This is a genomic window from Streptomyces sp. NBC_01451, from assembly GCF_036227485.1.
Classification (GTDB): domain Bacteria; phylum Actinomycetota; class Actinomycetes; order Streptomycetales; family Streptomycetaceae; genus Streptomyces.
Window position 1 is genome coordinate 1126325 of record NZ_CP109479.1, and the last position, 22000, is coordinate 1148324.

General features: G+C 71.5%; 1 protein-coding gene. It reads right to left on the minus strand.

All coding sequences use genetic code 11. From position 1 onward, the window contains the following. Nucleotides 1-52: 52 nt before the first annotated feature. Nucleotides 53-21919 carry a non-ribosomal peptide synthase/polyketide synthase gene (locus OG595_RS04995; protein ID WP_329268215.1) on the minus strand — a complete coding sequence of 7289 codons (21867 nt, stop codon included), beginning with the start codon at nt 21917-21919 and terminating at the stop codon, nt 53-55. Nucleotides 21920-22000: the final 81 nt, after the last annotated feature.

Sequence of the window (22000 nt, forward strand, 5' to 3'; positions counted from 1 at the left end):
ACAGGAGGTCGGGGGGTCGGGGGGCCGAGTCGGCTCCTCGGCCCGGTCGGCCTCAGCGGGAGTCGGCGATGGTTTCGGCCCGGTCCACCAGCGCCCTGAGCGCCCGGAACCAGCGTTCGGCCAGGTCCCGTACCGCCTCCTCGGGCAGGACGCCGGGGGCGTAGGTCCAGTGGGCGGAGAGTTCGGGGCCACCGGGGCGGTCCTCGGTCAGGGCGTTGACGGTCAGGGCGTGGGACAGGGGCATGCCCGGATCGGCTTCCAGGTCGGACGCGTCAGCCTCCGGGGCATACGACCAGTCGGTGGACTCGGGGACTCCGAAGCGGCCCATGTAGTTGAACTCGATCTGGGGACGGGGAAGTCGGGCCAGTACGGGGCCTGTCTCCGGGTTGAGGTACCGGAGAAGTCCGTGTCCGATGCCGGAGGCCGGCGGAGCGGTCAGCTGTTCCCGGACGCGAGCGAGGGCCGAGTCGAGTGCGGGGCCGCCGGCGAGCGCGTCGGCGAGGTCGACGGCTCCGGTGTCCAGCCGTACCGGCACGACCGTGGTGAACCAGCCGACCGTACGCGACAGGTCGGCGTCCCCGGCGAGTTCGTCCTCACGGCCGTGCCCTTCGAGGTCGACAAGCACGGACCCGCCGGACGGGGACCCCCGCCAGTCCGCCACGGCGAGCGCGAGCGCGGTCAGCAGGACGTCGTTGACGCCTGCTCCGAAGGCCGCGGGCACACGGCTGAGCAGCGGCTGCGTACCGTCGGCCGGCAAGGTGAGGGACAGGTGCCGCGACGCCTCGGTGACATCGCGTTCCGGGTCGAGGGGGCGCAGCAGCGGAAGAGGCTCGACGTCCGCCAGCACTCCTTGCCACAGCGGGAGTTCGTCCTCGCTGACGGGCTCGACGGCACGCTGGGCGAGCAGCTCCGACCACCTCCGGAACGACAGGTCGACCGGCGCCAGGGCAGGCGTCCGCCCCTCCCGCACAGCACCCCAGGCGGTGGCCAGGTCGGGCAGCAGCACGCGCCACGACACACCGTCCACGACGAGGTGGTGGATCAGCAACAGCAGTCGCCCGGGCGTGTCCGGTCCGGCGTCGAACCACACGCCCTGGATCATCCGCCCGGCGTCCGGGTCGAGCCTCGACTGCGCGGCCCGCGCCTGCTCGGCGACGATCTCCCGCAGCCCCGCCTCGTCGGTACCGGCGACATCCACCCGCACCGACCAGGCTCCCGGGGCGAGGCTTCCCGGCGGCGGTACGTGCAGCGACCACCGTCCGACCCGCTCCAGTCGGGCCCGCAGCAGGTCGTGCCGGTCGGTGACGGCCTGGAGCACGGCGTGCAGCGCGGCCTCGTCGAGTTCGGCCGGGGTCTGGACGAACGCGGCCTGGTGGTAGCCCGCGATCGGTCCGCCGAGTTCGCGCAGCGCGTGCATGATCGGCGTCAGCGGCAGGGTGCCGGATCCGTCGTCGTGCGCGGGCCGGGCGGAGTCGGCGTCCAGTTCCGTGGCGACGGCGGCCAGGGCGGCGACCGTACGGTGCTGGAAGACCTGACGCGGGGTGATCCGCAGTCCGCCCGCACGGGCCCGGCTGACCAGTTGCATGGCGACGATGCTGTCACCGCCCAGGGTGAAGAAGTCGTCGTCGGCGCTGATCCCGGGCAGGCCGAGGACTTCGGCGAAGCGGGCGCAGAGGGTGCGTTCGACGTCGTTCGCGGGCGGCCGGCCACCGGTGGCGCCGGTGAACCGGGGGGCGGGGAGTGCCCGGCGGTCGAGCTTGCCGTTGGAGAGCAGCGGCAGCTCGTCGAGGACGACCACGGCGGTCGGGACCATGTAGTCGGGCAGCGCGGCGGCGACCCGCGCGCGCAGGTCGGACGGGTCCGGGGCGGGCCCGCCGTCGGCCGGGACGACGTACGCGGCCAGTTGCCTGATCCTCGGCCGGTCCTCGCGGGCGACGACCACGACCTGACCGACCTCGGGCTGCCGGTCGAGGACGGCCTCGATCTCGGCGAGTTCGATGCGGAATCCCCGGATCTTCACCTGGTCGTCGGCGCGGCCGAGGTATTCGAGTGTTCCCTCTGTCGTCCAGCGTGCCAGGTCACCCGTGCGGTACATGCGTGAACCGAGTTCACCAAAGGGATCGGCTGTGAACCGTTCGGCCGTGAGTTCCGGGCGTCCCAGGTAGCCACGGGCCAGGCCCTCCCCCGCGAGATACAGCTCACCGGTGACCCCGGGCGGCACGGGCCGCAGTCGGGCATCGAGCACGTAAGCACGCGTGTTCCCGACGGGGCGCCCGACCACTGGCCGCTCGCTCTCCCGTACTCGTGCGGCGAGCGCGTCGACGGTCGCCTCGGTCGGCCCGTACAGGTTGAAGGCCTCGGTGTCCGGCAGCGCGGCCAGTTCGTTCCACAGCGCGTCCGGCACCGCCTCGCCTCCCACACCCACCACCGCGAGCGGGCACGACCCGTCCTTGATCAGCCCGCTGTCGGCCATCTGGGCCAGGAACGACGGCGTGACCTCGATGAAGTCGATCCCCTCCGCCCGGATGGCGGCGGCGGTCAGTTCGGGGTCCCGGCGGGTCTCGTCGTCGAGGATGTACAGCGCGTGCCCGTCGAGCAGCCACAGCTGCGGCTGCCAGGAGGCGTCGAAGGAGAACGACCAGAAGTGCCCGACCCGCAGATGCCTGCGCCCGGTGTTCGCCTTGGCGAGATCGTGCAGGGCGCGCCGGTGACTGTGGAAGAGGTTCACCACGCTCCGGTGGCACACCACGACACCCTTGGGCCGCCCGGTGGAACCCGAGGTGTGGATGACGTACGCCGGGTGGTCCGGATCGGGACCCGTTGCCGGGTTGTCGGCGGGCTGCGCGAGCAGTCGTACGGCGGTGTCGTCGGTGTCGAGCAGCAGGCGCGGTACGTCGCTGTCCGGCAGGCCGGCGGCGAGGGCCTCGGTGGTGAGGACGAGCCGGGGCCCGGCGTCGTCGAGCATGGAGCGTACGCGCTCGGCGGGGAGGTCCGCGTCGATGGGCAGATAGGCGGCGCCCGACTTGAGGACGGCGAGGATCGCGAGGAGGAAGTCCGCCGTGCGAGGCAGCGACAGGGCGACGATCCGCTCGGGTCCGGCGCCGTGCTCGGTGAGCAGCCGGGCGAGCCGGTTGGCGCGCTCGTTCAGCTCGGCGAAGGTCCAGGTGACCGGCCCGGCGACCACGGCCACGGCCTCCGGTGCGGCGGCGACCTGCGCCTCGAAGAGCGCGGGAACGGTGGTCGGCCCGCCGACGTCCGGGAGCCGGGTGTCGTTCCAGGTCTCCAGGAGGGTGTGCCGCTCCTCGGGGGCGAGGATGTCGACGCGGCCCAGCGGCTGCTCGGCGTCGGTGGTCATGGCCTCGAAGAGGCGGACCATGGCGGCGGTGATCCGCTCGGCCGCCGTCCGGTCGAACAGGTCGGTCCTGAACTCGGCGGTCAGGCGCAGCCGTTCGGCAGGCTCGACAGCCCACGCGAACGGGTAGTGCGTCGAGTCCTGGTGGTCGCGCACCTCCATCCGCAGTCCGCCGCTGCCCTCTCCGCCGATCTCGCCACCGTCCGGGTACGACTCGAAGACGACGAGCGTGTCGAACAACTCGCCCAATCCTGCCCGTCGTTGGATGTCGGCGAGCCCGAGGTGCTGATGATCGATGAGCCGCGACTGCTCGTCCTGGAGCCGGTCGAGGAAGGCGGCCAGCGACTCGCGCTCGTCGATCCGGACGCGCACCGGCACGGTGTTGATGAACAGCCCGATCATCGACTCGACACCGGCCAGCTCCGGCGGGCGTCCGGACACGGTCGCGCCGAACACCACATCGGTACGCCCGGTGAGCCGTCCGAGTACGACGCTCCAGGCGCCCTGGACAAGGGAGTTGACGGTCAGCCCGCGCGAACGGGCCAGTGCGGTCAGCGCCTCGGTCAGCTCCGGCGACAGGAGCGTGGTCAGCGTGTCCGGCACGACCGGCGCCCTGTTGGGGTCGGCCGGGACGAGATGCGTGGGCTCCTCAAGCCCGTCGAGGGCGTCCGCCCAGGCGGTGGCGGAGGCATCGGCGTCCCGCTGTCCGAGCCAGGCCAGGTACTCCTTGTACGGCACGGGAGTTGGGAGTGCGAAGGACGAGGCGGTCTCCGCTTCCGCGTACAGCGCGGACAGTTCGGCCGCCAGCCGGGGCACCGACCAGCCGTCGAGCAGCAGGTGCTGGTGCGACAGCACGAGCCGGTACCGGGCGTCCCCGAGCTTGACCACCATCAGCCGCAGCAGCGGCGGCTGGGCCGGGTCGAAGCGCCGACGCTCCTGTGCGAGCGCCTTGGTACACCGCTCCTCCCGGGAGTCCGGGTCGAGCTCCGAGAGGTCCAGCTGACGCCAGGGCAGCACGGCGGCACGTGGTACGACGGCCACCGGACGCCCCGATGACAGGTACCGGAATCCGGCCCGCAGGTTCGTGTGCCGGTCGAGCAGCGCCTGACCGGCGTTCCGCAGCCGTGCGGCGTCCAACGGCCCGTCGATGTCGTACGCCACCTGCACGGTGTAGACGTCCGGCCCCTCGTCCCCGGAGTCGAAGGAGGCGTGGAACAGCAGCCCCGCCTGGAGCGGCGTCAGCGGCAGGACCTCGGTGGCGCCGAAGCCGGTGACCTCGGTGCGCTCCTCGTCGGTGAGGGCGAGGAGGGCGGTGAGCGAGGCGTCGGTGGCCGGTGTGCCGCTGGTTCCGTTGTCCCCGTTCAGGTCACGGGCCGCGGCGGCCAGCCCGGCGGCCGTCTTGTGGCGGAAGACGTCACGCGGGCTGACCGCCAGTCCGGCCGCACGCACGCGTGCGACCAGTTGCATGGCGACGATGCTGTCACCGCCGAGGGTGAAGAAGTCGTCGTCGACGCCGACGCGTTCGAGGTTCAGCACGTCGGCGAACAGGCCGCAGAGGAGCTCTTCGCGCGGGGTGCGCGGGAGCGTGTCGGTGGTCTCGGCGGCGAAGTCGGGGGCGGGGAGTGCCTTGCGGTCGAGCTTGCCGTTGGGGGTGAGGGGCAGCCTGTCGAGGACGACGAAGGCCGCGGGGACCATGTGCTCGGGCAGCGTGGCGGTGGCGTGGGCGCGGAGAACGGCGGAGTCGGGCGTACGGTCGGCGTCGGCGGGGACGACGTACGCGACGAGCCGCTGGTCGCGGGCGACGACGCTGACGTGCGCGACGGTCTCGTGGCGGACGAGGACCGACTCGATCTCCCCCAGCTCGACACGGAAGCCACGAATCTTCACCTGATCATCGGTCCGGCCCAGGTATTCGAGCGTTCCCTCTGTCGTCCAGCGTGCCAGGTCACCGGTCCGGTACATGCGTGAACCGAGTTCACCAAAGGGATCCGCCGTGAACCGCTCCGCCGTCAGCCCCGGACGACCGAGATAACCACGCGCCAACTGCACACCGGCCAGATACAACTCCCCCGCCACACCCGGCGGCACCGGACGCAACCCCGCATCCAGAACATACACACGCGTGTTCCACACCGGACGACCGATCGACACCCGACCCGACACCCCGGAAACCTCACCAGCGGTGACGTCGACCGAAGCCTCCGTCGGCCCGTACAGGTTGTGCAACTCAGCCGACAGAACGGCGTGGAAGCGTTCCGCGAGTTCGAGAGGCAGTGCCTCGCCGCTGCACAGGACGCGACGCAGGCCCGTGCAGTTCGCGGCGGCGGGCTCGTCGAGGAAGGCGCGCAGCATCGAGGGTACGAAGTGCACGGTGGTGACGGCCTGCTCCTGGATCAGTCCGGCCAGGTAGACGGGGTCCTTGTGTCCCTCGGGTTTGGCGACGACGAGGGTCGCGCCGGTGATCAGCGGCCAGAAGAACTCCCACACCGACACATCGAAACTCGACGGCGTCTTCTGCAACACACGGTCGTCCACGCCCAGCCCGTACTCCCCCTGCATCCACAGCAGACGGTTCACGATGCCCACGTGCGGCACCACAACACCCTTGGGACGCCCCGTCGAACCCGACGTGTAGATGACATACGCAGGGCTCAACGAGTCGTACGAGGAAGGGAGTTCGGCACCTGCCGGGCCGTCCGGGAGCGCGTCCCTGATGACGGTCACCGGCTCGGCGTCCGCCAGCATGAACGCCAGCCGCTCCTCCGGATAATCGGCATCCAGCGGTAGATAGGCCGCTCCGGTGCGGTGGACCGCGAGGAGGGCGATGATCAGTTCGGCGGAGCGGGGCAGTGCGACGGCGACGGTCTGTTCGGGACCGGCGCCCAGGCCGGCCAGGACGCGTGCGGTGCGCTCGACGCGTTCGTCCAACTCTGCGTATGTCAGGGCCTGTTCGCCGAAGACGACGGCGGTCGCGTCCGGTGTACGGGCCACCTGGGCCCGGAACAACTCGGGCAGGCTCGTGGACGCGACCTCACGGGCAGTGCCGTTCCAGTCGCTCAGAACCAACTGCCGCTCGGACTCCTCCAGCACCTCCACGTCCCTTACCAGCAGGCCAGGTTCGGCGACCACCTGCTTCAGCAACCGCACCAGCCGACCCGCGAGTCGCTCGACCGTCGTGTGGTCGAACAGGTCGGCGCTGTACTCGATCCAGCCCTGGATGCCGGACCCGTCGCCCTGCTCGATGAAGTCGAAGCTCAGGTCGAACTTGGCGCTCTGCTGGCGGAGAGGCTCACGGCGTGCCGCCAGACCCGGGAAGTCGGGGCTCGCGCCCGGGTCGCCGAGGTAGACGACCATGACCTGGAACAGTGGGTGCCTGGCCAGTGAACGGGTCGGGTTGAGGACCTCCACCAGGCGTTCGAACGGCAGGTCCTGGTGCTCGTAGGCGGCGAGGTCGGTGTCGCGTACCCGGTCGAGCAGTTCGGCGAAGGTCGGGGCGCCCGACAAGTCGGTCCGCAGGACGAGGGAGTTGACGAAGAACCCGACCAGGTCCTCCAGTTTTTCGTCACCACGGCCCGAGATGGGCGCGCCGAGCGGGATGTCGTCACCGGCGCCGAGCCGGTGCAGCAGTACGGCCACGGCCGCCTGGGCCACCATGAACATGCTGACGCCGTGCCGGTGTGCGAGGCCGCGCAGGGCCAGTTCCAGCTCGCTGTCGAGGGTCAGCCCGACGGCGCCGCCACGCCGGCTTCCCTCCGGCGGACGCGGACGGTCGACCGGGAGGACCAGTTCTTCGGGAAGTCCGGCCAATGCGTCTTCCCAGTAAGCGAGTTGGCGGGCGTGCAGGCTGCCGGGGTCGGAGTCCTCCCCGAGGAGCCGGTGATGCCACAGGGTGTAGTCGGCGTACTGCACGGGCAGCGGAGCCCACTCCGGCGCACGGCCTTCGCATCGGGCCAGGTAGGCCGTGGTCAGGTCGCGCCACAGGGGACGGTCCGACCATTCGTCCCCGGCAATGTGGTGCAGAACGAGCAGCAGGACGTTTTCCCGCGGAGCCGTCTCGAACACATGGGCCCGCAGCGGAGGCTCACTGTCCAGTTCGAAGCCACGCCCGGCGGCGTCGGCCAGCCGGTCGACGAGTTCCTCCTCGGTCACCCGCTCGTGATGTACGGGGATCTCGAACTCATCGTGCCCCAGAATGAGTTGACGGGCGCGGCCGTCGTGTTCGGGGAACACCGTGCGCAGGCTCTCATGGCGCACCGCGAGATCCCGCACGGCCGTGGTCAGGGCGTCGAGCTGCAGGTCGCCGGTCAGGCGCCAGGCCGCCGGGATGTTGTACGTGGCTCCGGGGCCGTCGATGCGGTGCAGCAGCCAGAGTCGCTGCTGGGCGAAGGACAGGGGCAGGGGTTCGTCGCCGCCCCGATCTCCGTCCCGGTCGCGGACCACCGGTGCGAGCAGGGGCAGGGCCGCGTCCGTGCCCCCGCCGAGACGCGCGGCGAGGCGGGCGGGGGTGGGCGCCTCGAAGACGGTACGGACGGTGAGTTCCGTTGCCAGCGCCGTACGGACCCGGCTGACCAGGCGCATCGCAAGGAGCGAGTGACCGCCGAAGGCGAAGAAGTCGTCGTCGACGCCGACGCGTTCGAGGTTCAGTACGTCGGCGAACAGGCCGCAGAGGATCTCCTCGCGCGGGGTACGTGGCAGGCCCTGACTCTGGCCCTGGCCCGTCCCGGTCGCCGCCGTGAAGTCGGGGGCGGGGAGTGCCTTGCGGTCGAGCTTGCCGTTGGGGGTGAGGGGCAGCCTGTCGAGGACGACGAAGGCCGCGGGAACCATGTGCTCGGGCAGCGTGGCGGCCGTGTGTCGGCGGAGTGCCGCGCTGTCGACAGCAGCGGCGTCGGCGGGGACGACGTACGCGACGAGCCGCTGGTCGCGGGCGACGACGCTGACGTGCGCGACGGTCTCGTGGCGGACGAGGACCGACTCGATCTCCCCCAGCTCGACACGGAAGCCACGAATCTTCACCTGATCATCGGTCCGGCCCAGGTATTCGAGCGTTCCCTCTGTCGTCCAGCGTGCCAGGTCACCGGTCCGGTACATGCGTGAACCGAGTTCACCAAAGGGATCCGCCGTGAACCGCTCCGCCGTCAGCCCCGGACGACCAAGATAACCACGCGCCAACTGCACCCCGGCCAGATACAACTCCCCCGCCACACCCGGCGGCACCGGACGCAACCCCGCATCCAGAACATACACACGCGTGTTCCACACCGGACGACCGATCGACACCCGACCCGACACCCCGGAAACCTCACCAGCGGTGACGTCGACCGAAGCCTCCGTCGGCCCGTACAGGTTGTGCAACTCAGCCGACAGCACAGCACGGAACCGTTGGGCCAGCTCATCGGGCAACGCCTCCCCGCTGCACATCACCCGCCGCAGCGCGAGGCAGCCCGCCGCCGAGGGCTCCTCCAGGAACATCTGGAGCATCGACGGTACGAAGTGCACGGTGGTGACGGCCTGCTCCTGGATCAGTCCGGCCAGGTAGACGGGGTCCTTGTGTCCCTCGGGTTTGGCGACGACGAGGGTCGCGCCGGTGATCAGCGGCCAGAAGAACTCCCACACCGACACATCGAAACTCGACGGCGTCTTCTGCAACACACGGTCGTCCACGCCCAGCCCGTACTCCCCCTGCATCCACAGCAGACGGTTCACGATGCCCACGTGCGGCACCACAACACCCTTGGGACGACCCGTCGAACCCGACGTGTAGATGACATAAGCGGGACTCAACGGATCGTAGGACGCGGGGAGCTCACCTTCCGCCACCGCCTCCGGAAGCACATCACGGATCACCACGACCGGCTCGGCGTCCGCCAGCATGAACGCCAGCCGCTCCTCCGGATAATCGGCATCCAGCGGCAGATAGGCCGCTCCGGCACGGTGCACGGCCAGCAGGGCCACCACCAGCTCCACCGAGCGGGGCAGCGCGACGGCTACCGTACGCTCCGGGCCCACTCCCATGCCGGCCAGCACTCGGGCGGTCCGCTCGACGCGCTCGTCCAACTCGGCGTACGTGAGCCGCTGTTCGCCGAACACCAGCGCCAGGGCGTCCGGTGTACGGGCCACCTGGGCCCGGAACAACCCGGGCAGGCTCGTGGACGCGACCTCATGCGCGGTGTCGTTCCAGTCGCCCAGAACAGCCAGCCGCTCCGACCCCTCCAGCACCGCCAGGTCCCGCACCAGCACGTCGGGGTCGGCAGCCACCTGCTCCAGCAGCCGCACCAGCCGAGCCGCCGTCCTCGTGGCCGTCGGTTCGTCGCAGAGGTCGGTCGCGTGCTCCAGGAGAAGGGTCAGTCGGTCCGACTCGTCCACGAAGGTGAAGTGGAGGTCGAACTTGGCCATGCCGGTGTCCATGTCGAACCACTCGGTCGGCATACCGAGCACATCGGGGTCGCCGTCGGGGCGGTAGTGGTAGCCCAGCATGATCTGGAAGAGCGGATTGCGGCCGGGGACACGGGCCGGGTTGAGCGCCTCGACGACCCGGTCGAAGGGCAGATCCTGGTGCTCGAACGCGACCAGGGCCGACTCCCTTACCCGGGCCAGGAGTTGCCGGAACGTCAGTCCTTCGCCCGACAGGTCCGTCCGCAGCACCAGCGTGTTGACGAAGAAGCCGACGAGATCGTCGAGGGCGTCGTCCGTGCGGCCTGCGATGGGGGCGCCGAGGGGGATGTCGTCACCGGCGCCGAGGCGGTGCAGCAGCGCGGTCGTGGCGGCCTGGAACAGCATGAACATGCTGGTGCCGGTGGTGGCGGACAGGTCGCGCAGGGCCAGGCCGGTCCCGGTCGGCAGCTCCAGCCGGACCTTGCCGCCACGGCCGGTGGGCTCGACCGGGCGGGGCCGGTCCAGCGGCAGCTGCAGTTCCTCCGGGAGGTCGCGCAAGGTCCCGGTCCAGTGGTCGAGTTGGTCCGCGCCGACCTGGCCGAGCAGTTCGTCCTGCCAGAGGGTGTAGTCGGCGTACTGGACCGGCAGCGGAGCCCACTCGGGGGCGCGGCCCGCGCGCCGGGTCCGGTAGGCGGTGGTGAGGTCGGCCAGGAAGGGACGGTCGGACCACTCGTCGGTGGTGATGTGGTGGAGGACGACGGCCACGACATGGTCGGCCGGACCGACCCTCAACACCGCGCAGCGCAGCGGGAGTTCAGCGGTCAGGTCGAAGGGGCGGCGCTGGGCCGACTCGATCCGGTCCGCCAGCTCCGCCTCCGCGCAGTCCGTCACGGTGAACTCGGGGTCGGCCCCGGTCGCCGGAACGATCAGCTGGTACGGCTCTCCGTCCTGCTCGGGGAACATGGTCCGCAGTGCTTCATGGCGTCCCGCGACGTCCCGTAGGGCTGACCGGAGTGCGTCGAGGTCCAGGTCACCGCGGAGACGGAAGACCAGCGGGAAGTTGTAGGCGACACCGCTGCCCGTGATCCGTTCGACCAGCCACAGTCGGCGCTGTGCGGCCGAGAGCGGGATGCGCTCGGGCCGGACGGCGGGGGTGACGGCCGGGCGGGCCGGGCGTGAGGTGTCGGCACGTGCCGCCAACTGTTCGGGCGTGGGTGCCTCGAACAGGTCACGGATGGCGAGTTCGGCGCCGAGTTCGGTCCGGGCCCGGCTGATCAGACGGGTGGCGAGCAGGGAGTGCCCGCCGAGGTCGAAGAAGCCGTCCTCGGCACCGACTTCGGGCAGGCCGAGCACCTCGGCGAAGAGCCGGCAGAGCACCTCTTCCTGCGGGGTGCGCGGCCCTCGGCCGGTGCCGAGGGCGACAGCCGGTTCGGCGTCGGGCAGGGCACGGACGTCCAGCTTGCCGTTGTCGTTCATGGGCAGCCGGTCGAGGGTGACGAACGCGGCCGGGACCATGTACTCGGGCAGCCGCTGCTTGAGGTCCTCGCGGAGCTGCCGGATCAGGCTGTTGGCGTCGCGTGCGGCCGTCGGGGAGTTGGCGTACGGGGCCGATCCGCCGCCGGGGAGATAGAGCCCGGCGGTCAGCGGAGGTACCTCGCCGGTGACGAACACGGCGTCGTACGTGCCGGGTTCGCCGGACCAGGTGGTCAGGACGCGGTGCCCGAGTTCGGCGGCGAGGTCGCGCAGGGTCTCCGGGTCGACTCCCCCGGCGGCGCCGATGCGGGCGTCGGGGATGCCGGTGAGGCGCAGCGGGGCCGCGGTCAGCAGGGCCGCCAATTCGCCGCTGTCGGCGCCGAATTGCCGGGCGTCGAAGGGGACGGCCGGGACATCGGTCAGCCGGACGTCCGGCTCGTCGGCGTACAGCACGGCGTCGTAGCGGTAGCGGGTGAGTTCGTTGTGGTGGCGGGCCTGCTTGGTGCGCAGGTCGACGCCGTAGCCGAGGGTCGTGAAGTAGTCGGGGTCGACGAGGAGTTCCTTCTCCAGGCGCAGGCCGCGTTCGACGGCACGGGCCAGCGCGTCGCCGGTGACGCCCTTCGCCTCCTGGATCTCGGTCTGGAAGGCGCGGGCGAGCCGCAGGTTGCGGACGTCGCCGACGAACAGCGCGCCGCCGGGGGCCAGCAGCTTCATCGCGCCCCGGATCACCGAGGTCAGGTAGTCGATACTGGGGAAGTACTGGATGACGGAGTTGATGACGACGGTGTCGAAGTAGCCGTCGCCGGGCAGGCCGGTCAGGTCGTCGGCGGGCTGGGCGCGGAGGGTGACCCTGGCGGCCAGTTCAGGGTCCTGGAGCAGCTCCTGGCCGATCTTGCGGATGACGGGGGCGGCGAAGTCGGTGGCCCAGTAGGCCTCCGCGTCCGGGGCGAGCTTGGACAGGAGAAGGCCCGAGCCGACGCCGATCTCAAGGATCCTGCGGGGCCGCAGCGAGCGGATGCGCTCCACGGTGGCCTCGCGCCACTCGTGCATGTGGTCGAAGGGGATGGGCTGTCCGTCGTAGGAGGAGTCCCAGCCGGCGTACTCCTCGGTGAAGACTGCGGTGCTGATCTCCTCGTACTCGTCGGAGTAGATCTCCTGCCACTCGCCGACCTGGTCGCGTTCGGCGAAGGCCCGGTCATCGCCGGTGAGTTGCGCGGGGACGACGTATCCGACGAGGCGCTCGTCGCGGACGACCACGGCGGCGTGGGCGACCCGGTCGTGCTGGGCGAGGGCGGTCTCGATCTCGCCCAGTTCGACGCGGTAGCCGCGGATCTTGACCTGGTCGTCGGTGCGGCCGAGGAAGTCGAGGTTGCCGTCGGGGTTGCGCCGGACCAGGTCGCCGGTGCGGTACATGCGCTCGCCGGGTTCGCCGAACGGGTCGGCGACGAAGCGTTCGGCGGTCAGGGCGGGCCGGTCCAGGTAGCCGCGGGCCAGGCCGATACCGGCGATGTACAGCTCGCCCGGGACGCCTTCGGGGACCGGACGCAGCCAGGCGTCCAGGATGTGGGCGCGGGTGCCGCGGATCGGACGGCCGACGGTCGGCGTGGCACTGTCGAGCGTGCCGCCGCCCAGGGTGTTGATGGTGTACTCGGTCGGCCCGTAGAGGTTGTAGCCGTATGTGCCCTCGGTGTCGCGCAGCCGGTTCCACACCGTCTCCGACACGGCCTCGCCGCCGAGCAGCACCAGCGGCGGGCGGTGGCCCTCCAACAGGCCTTCCTCGATGAGGAGATGGGCGTAGGTCGGGGTCACGTTGACGACGTCGACGCGGTGGCGCTCGCAGTAGGCGACCAGTGCCTCGGCGTCGCGCCTCAACTCCTCGTCGCAGATGTGGACTTCATGCCCCTCGACGAGCCACAGCAGTTCCTCCCACGACATGTCGAAGGCGAAGGAGACAGTGTGCGCGATACGCAGCCGTCGTCCGCCCGCCGACGCGATGGCCGGTTCGAAGATCTCCTTCTGGTGGTTGAGCTGCATGTTGGTCAGACCGCGGTAGGGCGTGACGACGCCCTTGGGACGGCCAGTGGAACCGGAGGTGTAGATGACGTAGGCGGGGTGTTCCAGGCTGAAGGCGAGGGAGACCGAGTCGCCCGCGTACGCGTCGAGTTCGGCGGTGATCGCCGGGTCGTCGAGCAGCACGCGCGGCGTCTCGCCCACCAGTCGCGCCGACACGGCGGCCGTGGACAGCAGCATCGTCGGCCGGGCGTCGTCGAGCATCGCGGCGAGCCGGTCGTCCGGGTAGTCCAGCTCCAACGGCAGATAGGCGGCGCCCGTGCGCAGTACGGCGAACAGGGCGACGACCATGTCGAGGGAGCGGGGCAGACCGAGGGCGACGACCCGCTCGGGGGCGGCGCCCCGCGCGATCAGCAGCCGCGCCATCCGGTTGATGCGGGTGTCGAGTTCGGCGTACGTCAGGGTGCGGTCACCGAAGACGACGGCCGTGGCGTCGGGGGTGGCGGCGGCCTGGGCGGCCAGCAGGTCGGCGATGGTGTCCGTGGGGTCGGGGACCCGTCCGGCGGCCCGCTCGTGCTCCAACTCGGCCTGCTCGGAGGGGAGTAGCGGGTCGAGGCCGCCCACCGGGGCGTCGAGGTGGTCGGTGAGTCGGTCCAGGAGGAGGGTGAAGCGGTCGAGCAGGTCCTGCGCCTGGGGGCGCGCGACGACGTCGGCCCGGTGGGTCAGGGTGACCTGGATGGAACGGCCCGGGGTGACGACGAGATTGACCGGGTAGTGGGTCGCGTCGACGTTGGCGACGGCCGTGGCACCGTGCCGGTCGCTCAGCTCGGCGAGCCGTTCCTCGGTGTCGTTGTTGCGCAGCACGAACAGCGTGTCGAACAGCCGTCGGTGCCCGGTCTCGGCCTGTAGAACACCCAGGCCCAGATACTCGTACGGCATCACGGCGAGCCGCTCGTCCTGGACGCGGCGCAGCAGCCCGAGCACCGGCTCGGCCGGGTCGTAGGCGATACGGGCGGGGACGGTGTTGAGGAACATTCCGATGACGTTCTCGATGTCCGGCACCTCGCTCGGCCGGCCGGCGACGGTCGTGCCGAAGACGACGTCGGTACGGCCGGTCGCGCTCGCCAGGGTGAGCCCCCAGGCCGCGTTGAGCAGGGTGTTGAGGGTCAGCCCGTGCTGCCGCCCGATGGCGCGCAGCCGCTCGCCCACCTCGTCCGGGACGAGGACGTCGAGGCTCTCCGGGATGTCCGGTTCCAGGCCCTGGTCGGCTGCGGCGAGCAGGGTCGGCTCGTCGAGTCCGGCGAGGGCGCGGCGCCAGGCACCGGTGGCGACCGCCGTGTCCTGGACCTCCAGCCAGGTCAGGTAGTCACGGTAGTTGCCGGGTGCGGGCAGGGTGCTCGCGTCGCCGCCGTTCTCGTACAGGGCGAAGAGCTGGTCGAGGAAGATCCAGGCGGACCAGCCGTCCCAGAGGAGCAGATGACGTCCGACGACCAGCCGGTCGCCCCGGTCCACGCCTAGGCGGACGAGGAGCATACGGAAGAGCAGCGGCCGGGTGAGGTCGAAGCGGCGTGAGCGCTCGGCGTCGGTCAACTCCCGCAGCCGGATGTCCTGTTCGTCCGCCGGGAGCCCGGAGAGGTCGACCTCTTCGAGGGGAATCTCGGGGTCGCGCACGATGAACTGGACCGGCTGGCGCAGTCCTTCGCTGGTGAACCCGGCGCGCAGGCTGGGGTTGCGGTCCAGCAACACGCTCACGGCGGTGCGGAGTCGCCCGGTGTCGAGGGGTTCGGCGAGGTCGAAGGACTCGTGGACGGTGTAGACGTCCAGGGCGCTGTCGTCGTACGTGGAGTGGAAGAACAGGCCTTCCTGGAGGGGGGCCAGCGGCCAGATGTCCTCGACGGGGGAAGGACTGAGCCGGTGGACGCGTTCGGTCTCCTCGGCCGTGAGGGTGAACGAGGAGCGCAGGGCGGCCACTTCGGCCACGGGCGCCGCGGCTGCCGCGAGGGCGGCCGGGGTGCGGTGCTCGAAGACGTCACGCGGGTTGAGGTCGAGGCCCGCCCGGCGGGCGCGGCTGGAGACGCCGATGGAGGTGATGCTGTCGCCGCCGAGCATGAAGAAGTCGTCGTCGATGCCGACGTCTTCGAGCTTCAGTACGGCCGCGAAGATCCCGGTGAGGAAGTGTTCCCGCTCGTTGCGCGGAGCGCGGGTCCCGGCCCGTGCGGCCTCGGGGGCGGGCAGCGCGGCCCGGTCCAGCTTGCCGCTCGGGGTGAGCGGCAGGGCGTCGAGGACGACGTAGGCGGCCGGGACGACGGCGGCGGGCAGCTCCTGGGCGAGCGCGGCCTGGAGTTCGGCGGGCGGCGGCACCTCGGCGTCACGGACCGGCACGATGTACGCGACCAGCCGGCCGCCGCTCGCGGTGACGGCGGCCTGGGCGACCGCCGGCTGACGGCTCAACGCGGCTTCGATCTCGCCGAGTTCGATCCGGTTGCCCCGGATCTTCACCTGGCGGTCGGTGCGGCCGAGGTACTCGATCACGCCGTCGGCTCGGCGGCGTACGAGGTCACCGGTGCGGTACATGCGCGTGCCGGGTTCCCCGTACGGGTCGGCGACGAAGCGTTCGGCGGTCAGGTCCGGCCGGGCGTGATAGCCGCGGGCCAGCTGAACGCCCGTCAGGTACAGCTCCCCGGGGGTCCCTTCGGGTGCCGGGCGCAGGCAGGAGTCCAGGACGCGCAGGCCCGTGTTCCACACCGGACGCCCGATGGGCACGGTGGTGCCGGGTGCGCCGTCGTACGGGTGGTACGTCACGTCGACGGCCGCCTCGGTGGGGCCGTACAGGTTGTGCAGCGGTACGCCGGTCAGCTCGCGCCAGCGGGCGGCGGCGGCGCCGGGCAGCGCCTCGCCGCTGCTGAAGACGTTGCGCAGGGACGCGGCCCAGGTCGGGTCGGTGGTGATCTCGTCGGACTGGAGGAAGGCCTCCAGCATCGACGGTACGAAGTGCAGTGCGGTGACGCCCTGTTCGCGGATCAGACCGGCCAGGTAGGCGGGGTCGCGGTGCCCGTCCGGGCGGGCGAGGACCACGGCGGCGCCCTCGCACAGCGCCCAGAAGAACTCCCAGACGCTGACGTCGAAGCTGGCCGGGGTCTTCTGCAGCACCCGGTCGTCGGCGGTCAGTCCGTACTCACCCTGCATCCACGCCAGCCGGTTGAGGATGGCCCGGTGGGTGACGACGACACCCTTGGGGCGGCCGGTGGAGCCGGAGGTGTAGATCAGGTAGGCCGGGTCGTCGGGGTGGGCGGGCCGGGCAGGGAGCGGTTCGACGTTCTCCTCGGAGGGGGTGTCGAGCAGCAGAAGGGTCTGCCCCGAAGGGAGTTGAGGGGCGGTCGCCGAGGTGGTCACCACGGTCCCGGCACCGGAGTCGGCGAGCATGTGGGCCACCCGGTCGGCGGGATAGTCCACGTCGACCGGAAGATAGGCGGCCCCCGACTTCAGTACACCGAGCAGCGCGACCATCAGCTCGGCCGAGCGCGGTACGGCGACGGCGACGACCGTGCCGGGACCCGCGCCCCGGGCGGTCAGGCGGCCCGCCAACTGGCCTGCTCTGAAATCGAGTTCGCGATAGGTGAGTGTCTCGCCCTCGTACCCGACCGCCGTTGCCTGCGGGCTGCGGGCCACCTGTGCCTCGAAGGCCGCCGCGAGGGTGGTGCCGGGGATGTCCCGGTGTTCACCGGTCGGGTGGGCGGCGAGGAGCTCCTCGGCCGACAGCAGGTCCACGTCGGCGACGGTCTGCCCCGGGTCGGTGGCCAGGGCGTGCAGGATGCGGGAGAGCCGGTCCGCGATGCGGCGTACGGCCTCGGCGTCGAGCCGCTGGGCGTGGTGCTTGAGCCGCAGGTCTAGCCGTCGGCCGGGCTTGACGATCAGGGCGAGCGGATAGTGGACGGCGTCGTGGAACTCGTGGCCGGTCAGCCGGAGGGAGCCGGTCGGGTCGGCGAGGTCGGTCGCGGCCGGGTAGTTCTCGAACACGACCAGGGTGTCGAAGAGTTCACCGGCGCCCGCGAGGCCCGCGACACGCTGGAGTTCGGCGAGGCCGAGGTGCTGGTGGTCCAGCAGTTGGGCCTGCTCGTCCTGGAGGCGGCCGAGGAGGTCGGCGAGTGTGTCGTTGGGTTCCCAGCGGAAGCGCGTCGGGAGGGTGTTGATGAACAGGCCGATCATGGACTCGATGCCCTCGACCTCGGCGTCCCGCCCCGAGACCGTCGTGCCGAACACCACGTCCTGACGTGCCGTGAGCCGGCCGATGAGCAGTCCCCAGGCGCCCTGGACGACCGTGCCCAGGGTCACTCCGTTCTCGCGCGCCAGCGCCGCCAGCCGGGCGGTCACCCGCTCGGACAGTTCGAGGCGGATCTGCGCGGGTTCGACGGCCGTGCCGTCGGCGGGCGTCTCGACGAGCCGGGTCGGTTCCTCGATCCCGGCGAGGGCCGAACGCCATGCCGTGCGCGCGGCCTCGCGGTCGGCGGCGGCCAGGTGGCGCAGGTGGGCGCGGTAGGGCGCGGGCTGCGGCAGCGCGGCCGGGGCGTCCCCGTAGGAGGCCATCAGCTCGCGGTGCAGGACCGGCAACGACCAGCCGTCGGCCACGATGTGATGGAACGTCAGAAGCAGTCGGCTGCGGTTCCCGTCGAGCCGGATCAGCGCGCAGCGGATGAGGGGCGGGTTGGCGAGGTCGAAGCGGCGGGCTCGTTCGGCGGCGGCGACCGCGTCGGCCAGCGGGGTGCGGGCGGGACCGTCGTGGACGGTCAGGTCGACTTCGCGCCAGGGCAGTTCGAGGTCTGCGGCGATGATCTGCACGGGCTGCCCGTCCGGGCGGCGGCGGAAGCAGGCGCGCAGCGGGGCGTGCCGGTCCAGGACGCGCTGGGCGGCCTTGCGAAGGGCTGCGCTGTCGACGGCTCCGGTCAGTTCGAGGGCCTGCTGGACGACGTACGCGTCGAGATCCGCGCCGTCGACGAGGGAGTGGAAGTAGAAACCCTCCTGGAGAGGGCTCAGTGGCAGCGACTCCTCGACGGAGACCGGGAACTCGCCCTGCACCTCGGCGAGTTCGGCCTCGGTGAGCACGACCAGCGGGGTGGCCGGCTCCGCGTCCCGGCGGTCCTGGCGGACGAGTTCGCCGGCTGCCGCGGCGAGCGCGGCGACCGTACGGTGCCTGAAGACGTCCCGTGAGGTGAGGCGCAGGCCGGCGCGGCGGGCGTGGACGAGGAGCTGGATGGCGGTGATGCTGTCGCCGCCGAGGGCGAAGAAGTCGTCGTCGATGGTCGCCGAGCGCAGGCCGAGGACATCGGCGTAGGCCGCGCACAACAGTTCCTCGCGGGCGTCGCGGGGCGGGCGGCCGGCGCTGAGGGCGCCGTAGTCGGGGGTCGGCAGCGCGGCGGCGTCGAGTTTGCCGCTGGGGGTGACCGGGAGGCGGTCGAGGGGGACGACGGCCGCGGGGACCATGTACTCGGGCAGTTGGTCGGCCGCGTACGAACGCAGCGACCGCATCAGGGCGTTGACGTCACGGAAGGGTGCCGGGCGGTTGGCGTGCGGGGTGTTGCCGGACGGGCGGTAGAGGCCGGTGAGGGGGAGGTCGCCGAGGGCGAACACGATGTCGAGGCTGCCGTCGTCGGCGGTGCCGTTCCAGGTGACGGCGGTCCGGTGGCCGTACCGGGCGCCGAGAGCGTGGAAGACCTCGGGGTCCGGGGCGTCCGCCGTACGGCTGCTGTCGTCCAGGGCGGACAGCGCGGCCAGGTCCTCGGCGAGGCGGGCGTTGGGCACACCGGTGACCCGGAGCAGGGTGGGCCTCTCGGCCAGGCGGGCTTCGAGTGCCTCCGGCCCGCTCCAGACGATCTCCTCGCCGTCGGCAGGCCGGCGGGCGGCGGTTCGCCTGCTGAGCACCACGTCGTACCGGTACCGGGTGAGTTCGTTGTGGTGGGCGCCGCGCTTGACGAGGATCTCGGCGTCGAAGCCGTCGAGGGCCGCGAAGTAGTCGGGGTCCAGGAGGAGTTCGCCCTCCCAGGCGACGGATCGCTCGACGGCGGCCCGCAGGGCCTGCTTGTCCTCCGTGTCGCGGGTGCGGCGGCTTTCGACGGCCGCCCGCAGGCAGCGCAGCAGCCGGGCGTTGCGCACGTCGCCGATGAACAGCCGTCCCCCGGGAGCGAGGAGCGTTTCGACCGCCCGGACGACGTCGGTCAGATATCCGGCGCCCGGGAAGTACTGGACGACGGAGTTGATGACGACGGTGTCGAAGTGTCCTTGCGGCAACCCTGTGGTGTCGTGGGCGGCCTGGGCGGACAGCTTCACCCTGTCGGCGAGTTCGGGTATCGCGTCGATCTGGGTGCGCAGGGCGCGTACGGCCTCCTCGGAGAGGTCGGTGCCCCAGTACTCCGCGCAGTCGGGCGCGATGCGGGAGAGGATCAGGCCGCTGCCGACGCCGATCTCCAGGACGCGGCCGGGCGCGAGTTCCTCGATACGGGCGACGGTTGCCGCGCGCCACTCGCGCATCTCCTCGACGGGGATGGGCAGCCCGTCGTACATGCTGTTCCAGCCCGCGAAGTTCTCGCGCAGGCCCGCCCCGCCATCGGTTCCGCCCTCCGATCCGGCGGCGGAGTAGAGCAGATCGTGCAGGTCCTTCCACTCCTGCACCTGGCCGGCGGTGTCGTGGCCGGAGGCCTCGGCGTCGAGTGCGGGCACGACGTACGCGGCGAGCCGCCGGTCCCCGGGCCGGTCCTCGCGGACGACGACCGCCGCCTGGTCCACGGCCGGATGGCCGCGCAGCACGGACTCGATCTCACCGGGCTCGATGCGGAAGCCGCGGATCTTCACCTGGGAGTCGGCGCGGCCCAGGAACACCAGACGGCCGTCGGCCTGTCGGCGCACCAGGTCCCCGGTGCGGTAGAGGCGTTCGCCGGGGGCGCCGAACGGGTCGGCGACGAACCGCTCGGCGGTCAGGTCGGGGCGCCCGAGGTAGCCGCGGGCCAGTCCGGCGCCACCGAGGTACAGCTCGCCCGGAACACCGGCCGGAACGGGCTTCAGACGGGCGTCCAGGACGTACGCGCGGGTGCCCGGGTCCGGGATGCCGATGGGGACGACGGAACCGGCCGGGATGTCCGGGTCGCACAGGCCGAGGGTGGAGTTGGTGGTCGCCTCGGTGGGACCGTACGCGTTGAACATCATCCTGTCGCGCGCGTACCGTCCGACCAGCTCGGGCGAGACGCGTTCGGTGCCCGCGAGCAGGGTGGCGGGCGGGAGTTCGACGTCCTCGGGCATCGCGGCGAGCAGCGCGGGCGGCAGGATCATGAACGTGATGCCGTGCGCGTGGGCGTAGTCGGCGAGCGCCGCGCCGGGCACCCGGCGTTCGGACGGTACGACGACGAGCCGGCCGCCGGACAGCAGGCCGAGGCACAGGTCCCAGAACGCGACGTCGAAGCTGGGCGAGGCGAACTGGAGCACCCGGCTGTGCGGTCCGATCCCGAACCGCTCGGTCTGCGTGGCGACCAGCTTGGCGACGCCCGCGTGGGTGAGGACGACGCCCTTGGGACGGCCGGTGGAGCCCGAGGTGTAGATGACGTACGCGGCGTTGGTGACGGTCAGTGCGCGCGGGTCGGCGACAGCGGGCTGATGCTCCGTCAACTCCCTCACGGTGTTCGCAGAGTCGAGGATCACGACAGCCATGCCGTCGGCCACCGGGATGTCCGCGGCGACCTCGGCGGTGGTGACCAGGCAGACGGGGTCGGCGTCGGCGAGCATGTAGGAGATCCGGTCGGCCGGGTAGTCGGTGTCGACCGGAAGGTAGGCGGCGCCGGACTTCAGTACGGCGACCTCGGCGACGATGAGCTCCGCCGAGCGGGGTACCGCGAGGGCGACCACGCGCTCGGGTCCGGCGCCCCGGGCGATCAGGGCGGCTGCCAACCGGCCCGCGCGGTCGTCGAGTTCGGCGTAGGTGAGCGAGGTGTCCTCGAAGACCAGGGCGATGTCGTCCGGGCGTCGGCGGACCTGGTCGGCGAACATCTCCGGCCAGGTGCGCAGCGGGATGCCGTGGTCGGTGTCGTTCCACTCGTGCAGGACGCGGTGGCGTTCCTCGGCGGCCAGCAGCTCCAACTCGCCGACGGGAGTGTGCGGGTGGGCGAGGGCGTCGGCGAGCAGGGTCGTGTAGTGGTCGGCGACGCGCTCGGCGGTGACGGCCTCGAAGAGGTCCTGCCGGTAGGTGACGCGCAGGTCGCCGGAGCCGACTTCGAGGGCGAGGTCGAGCCGGTCGCCGTCACCCGGCACGTCGCCGAACGCGGTGTTGAACAGCAGTCCGCCGCCCCGGGTGGGCTCTGGGCTCAACCAAGCGACCAGTGTGGCGTGTTCGACCCGGTGGGCCAGCGCGTCCTCGCGCGCCCGGGCCACCTGCCGTACGAGGTCCGCGAAAGAGTCGCCGCCGTCCACGGTGATCCTCAGCGGCAGACCGCCGTACCCGAGGGTGATGTCGCGAGCGCCGCTGTAGCGGTGCAGCAGTGCGGCGTACGCGGCCAGGAGGGTCGGTTCGCCGGCCGTCGAAGTCAGCGGGCGGCGAAGGGTGTGCCGTTCACCGGTGGGGTGCAGTGGGTACGGGAAGTCGACCGGGAGAGCCGTCTCCTGCGGGAGCGGTTCGAGGCACCGCCGCCAGAAGGCCGAGAGCGCGCCTTCCGCGTCGTCGTCGACACCAGGCACACGAACTTCGAAACCGGACACAGGCGACCGTGCCTCCAGGGTGTACGGACCGGCTGAGCCGGAGGACCGCAGGCCATACTA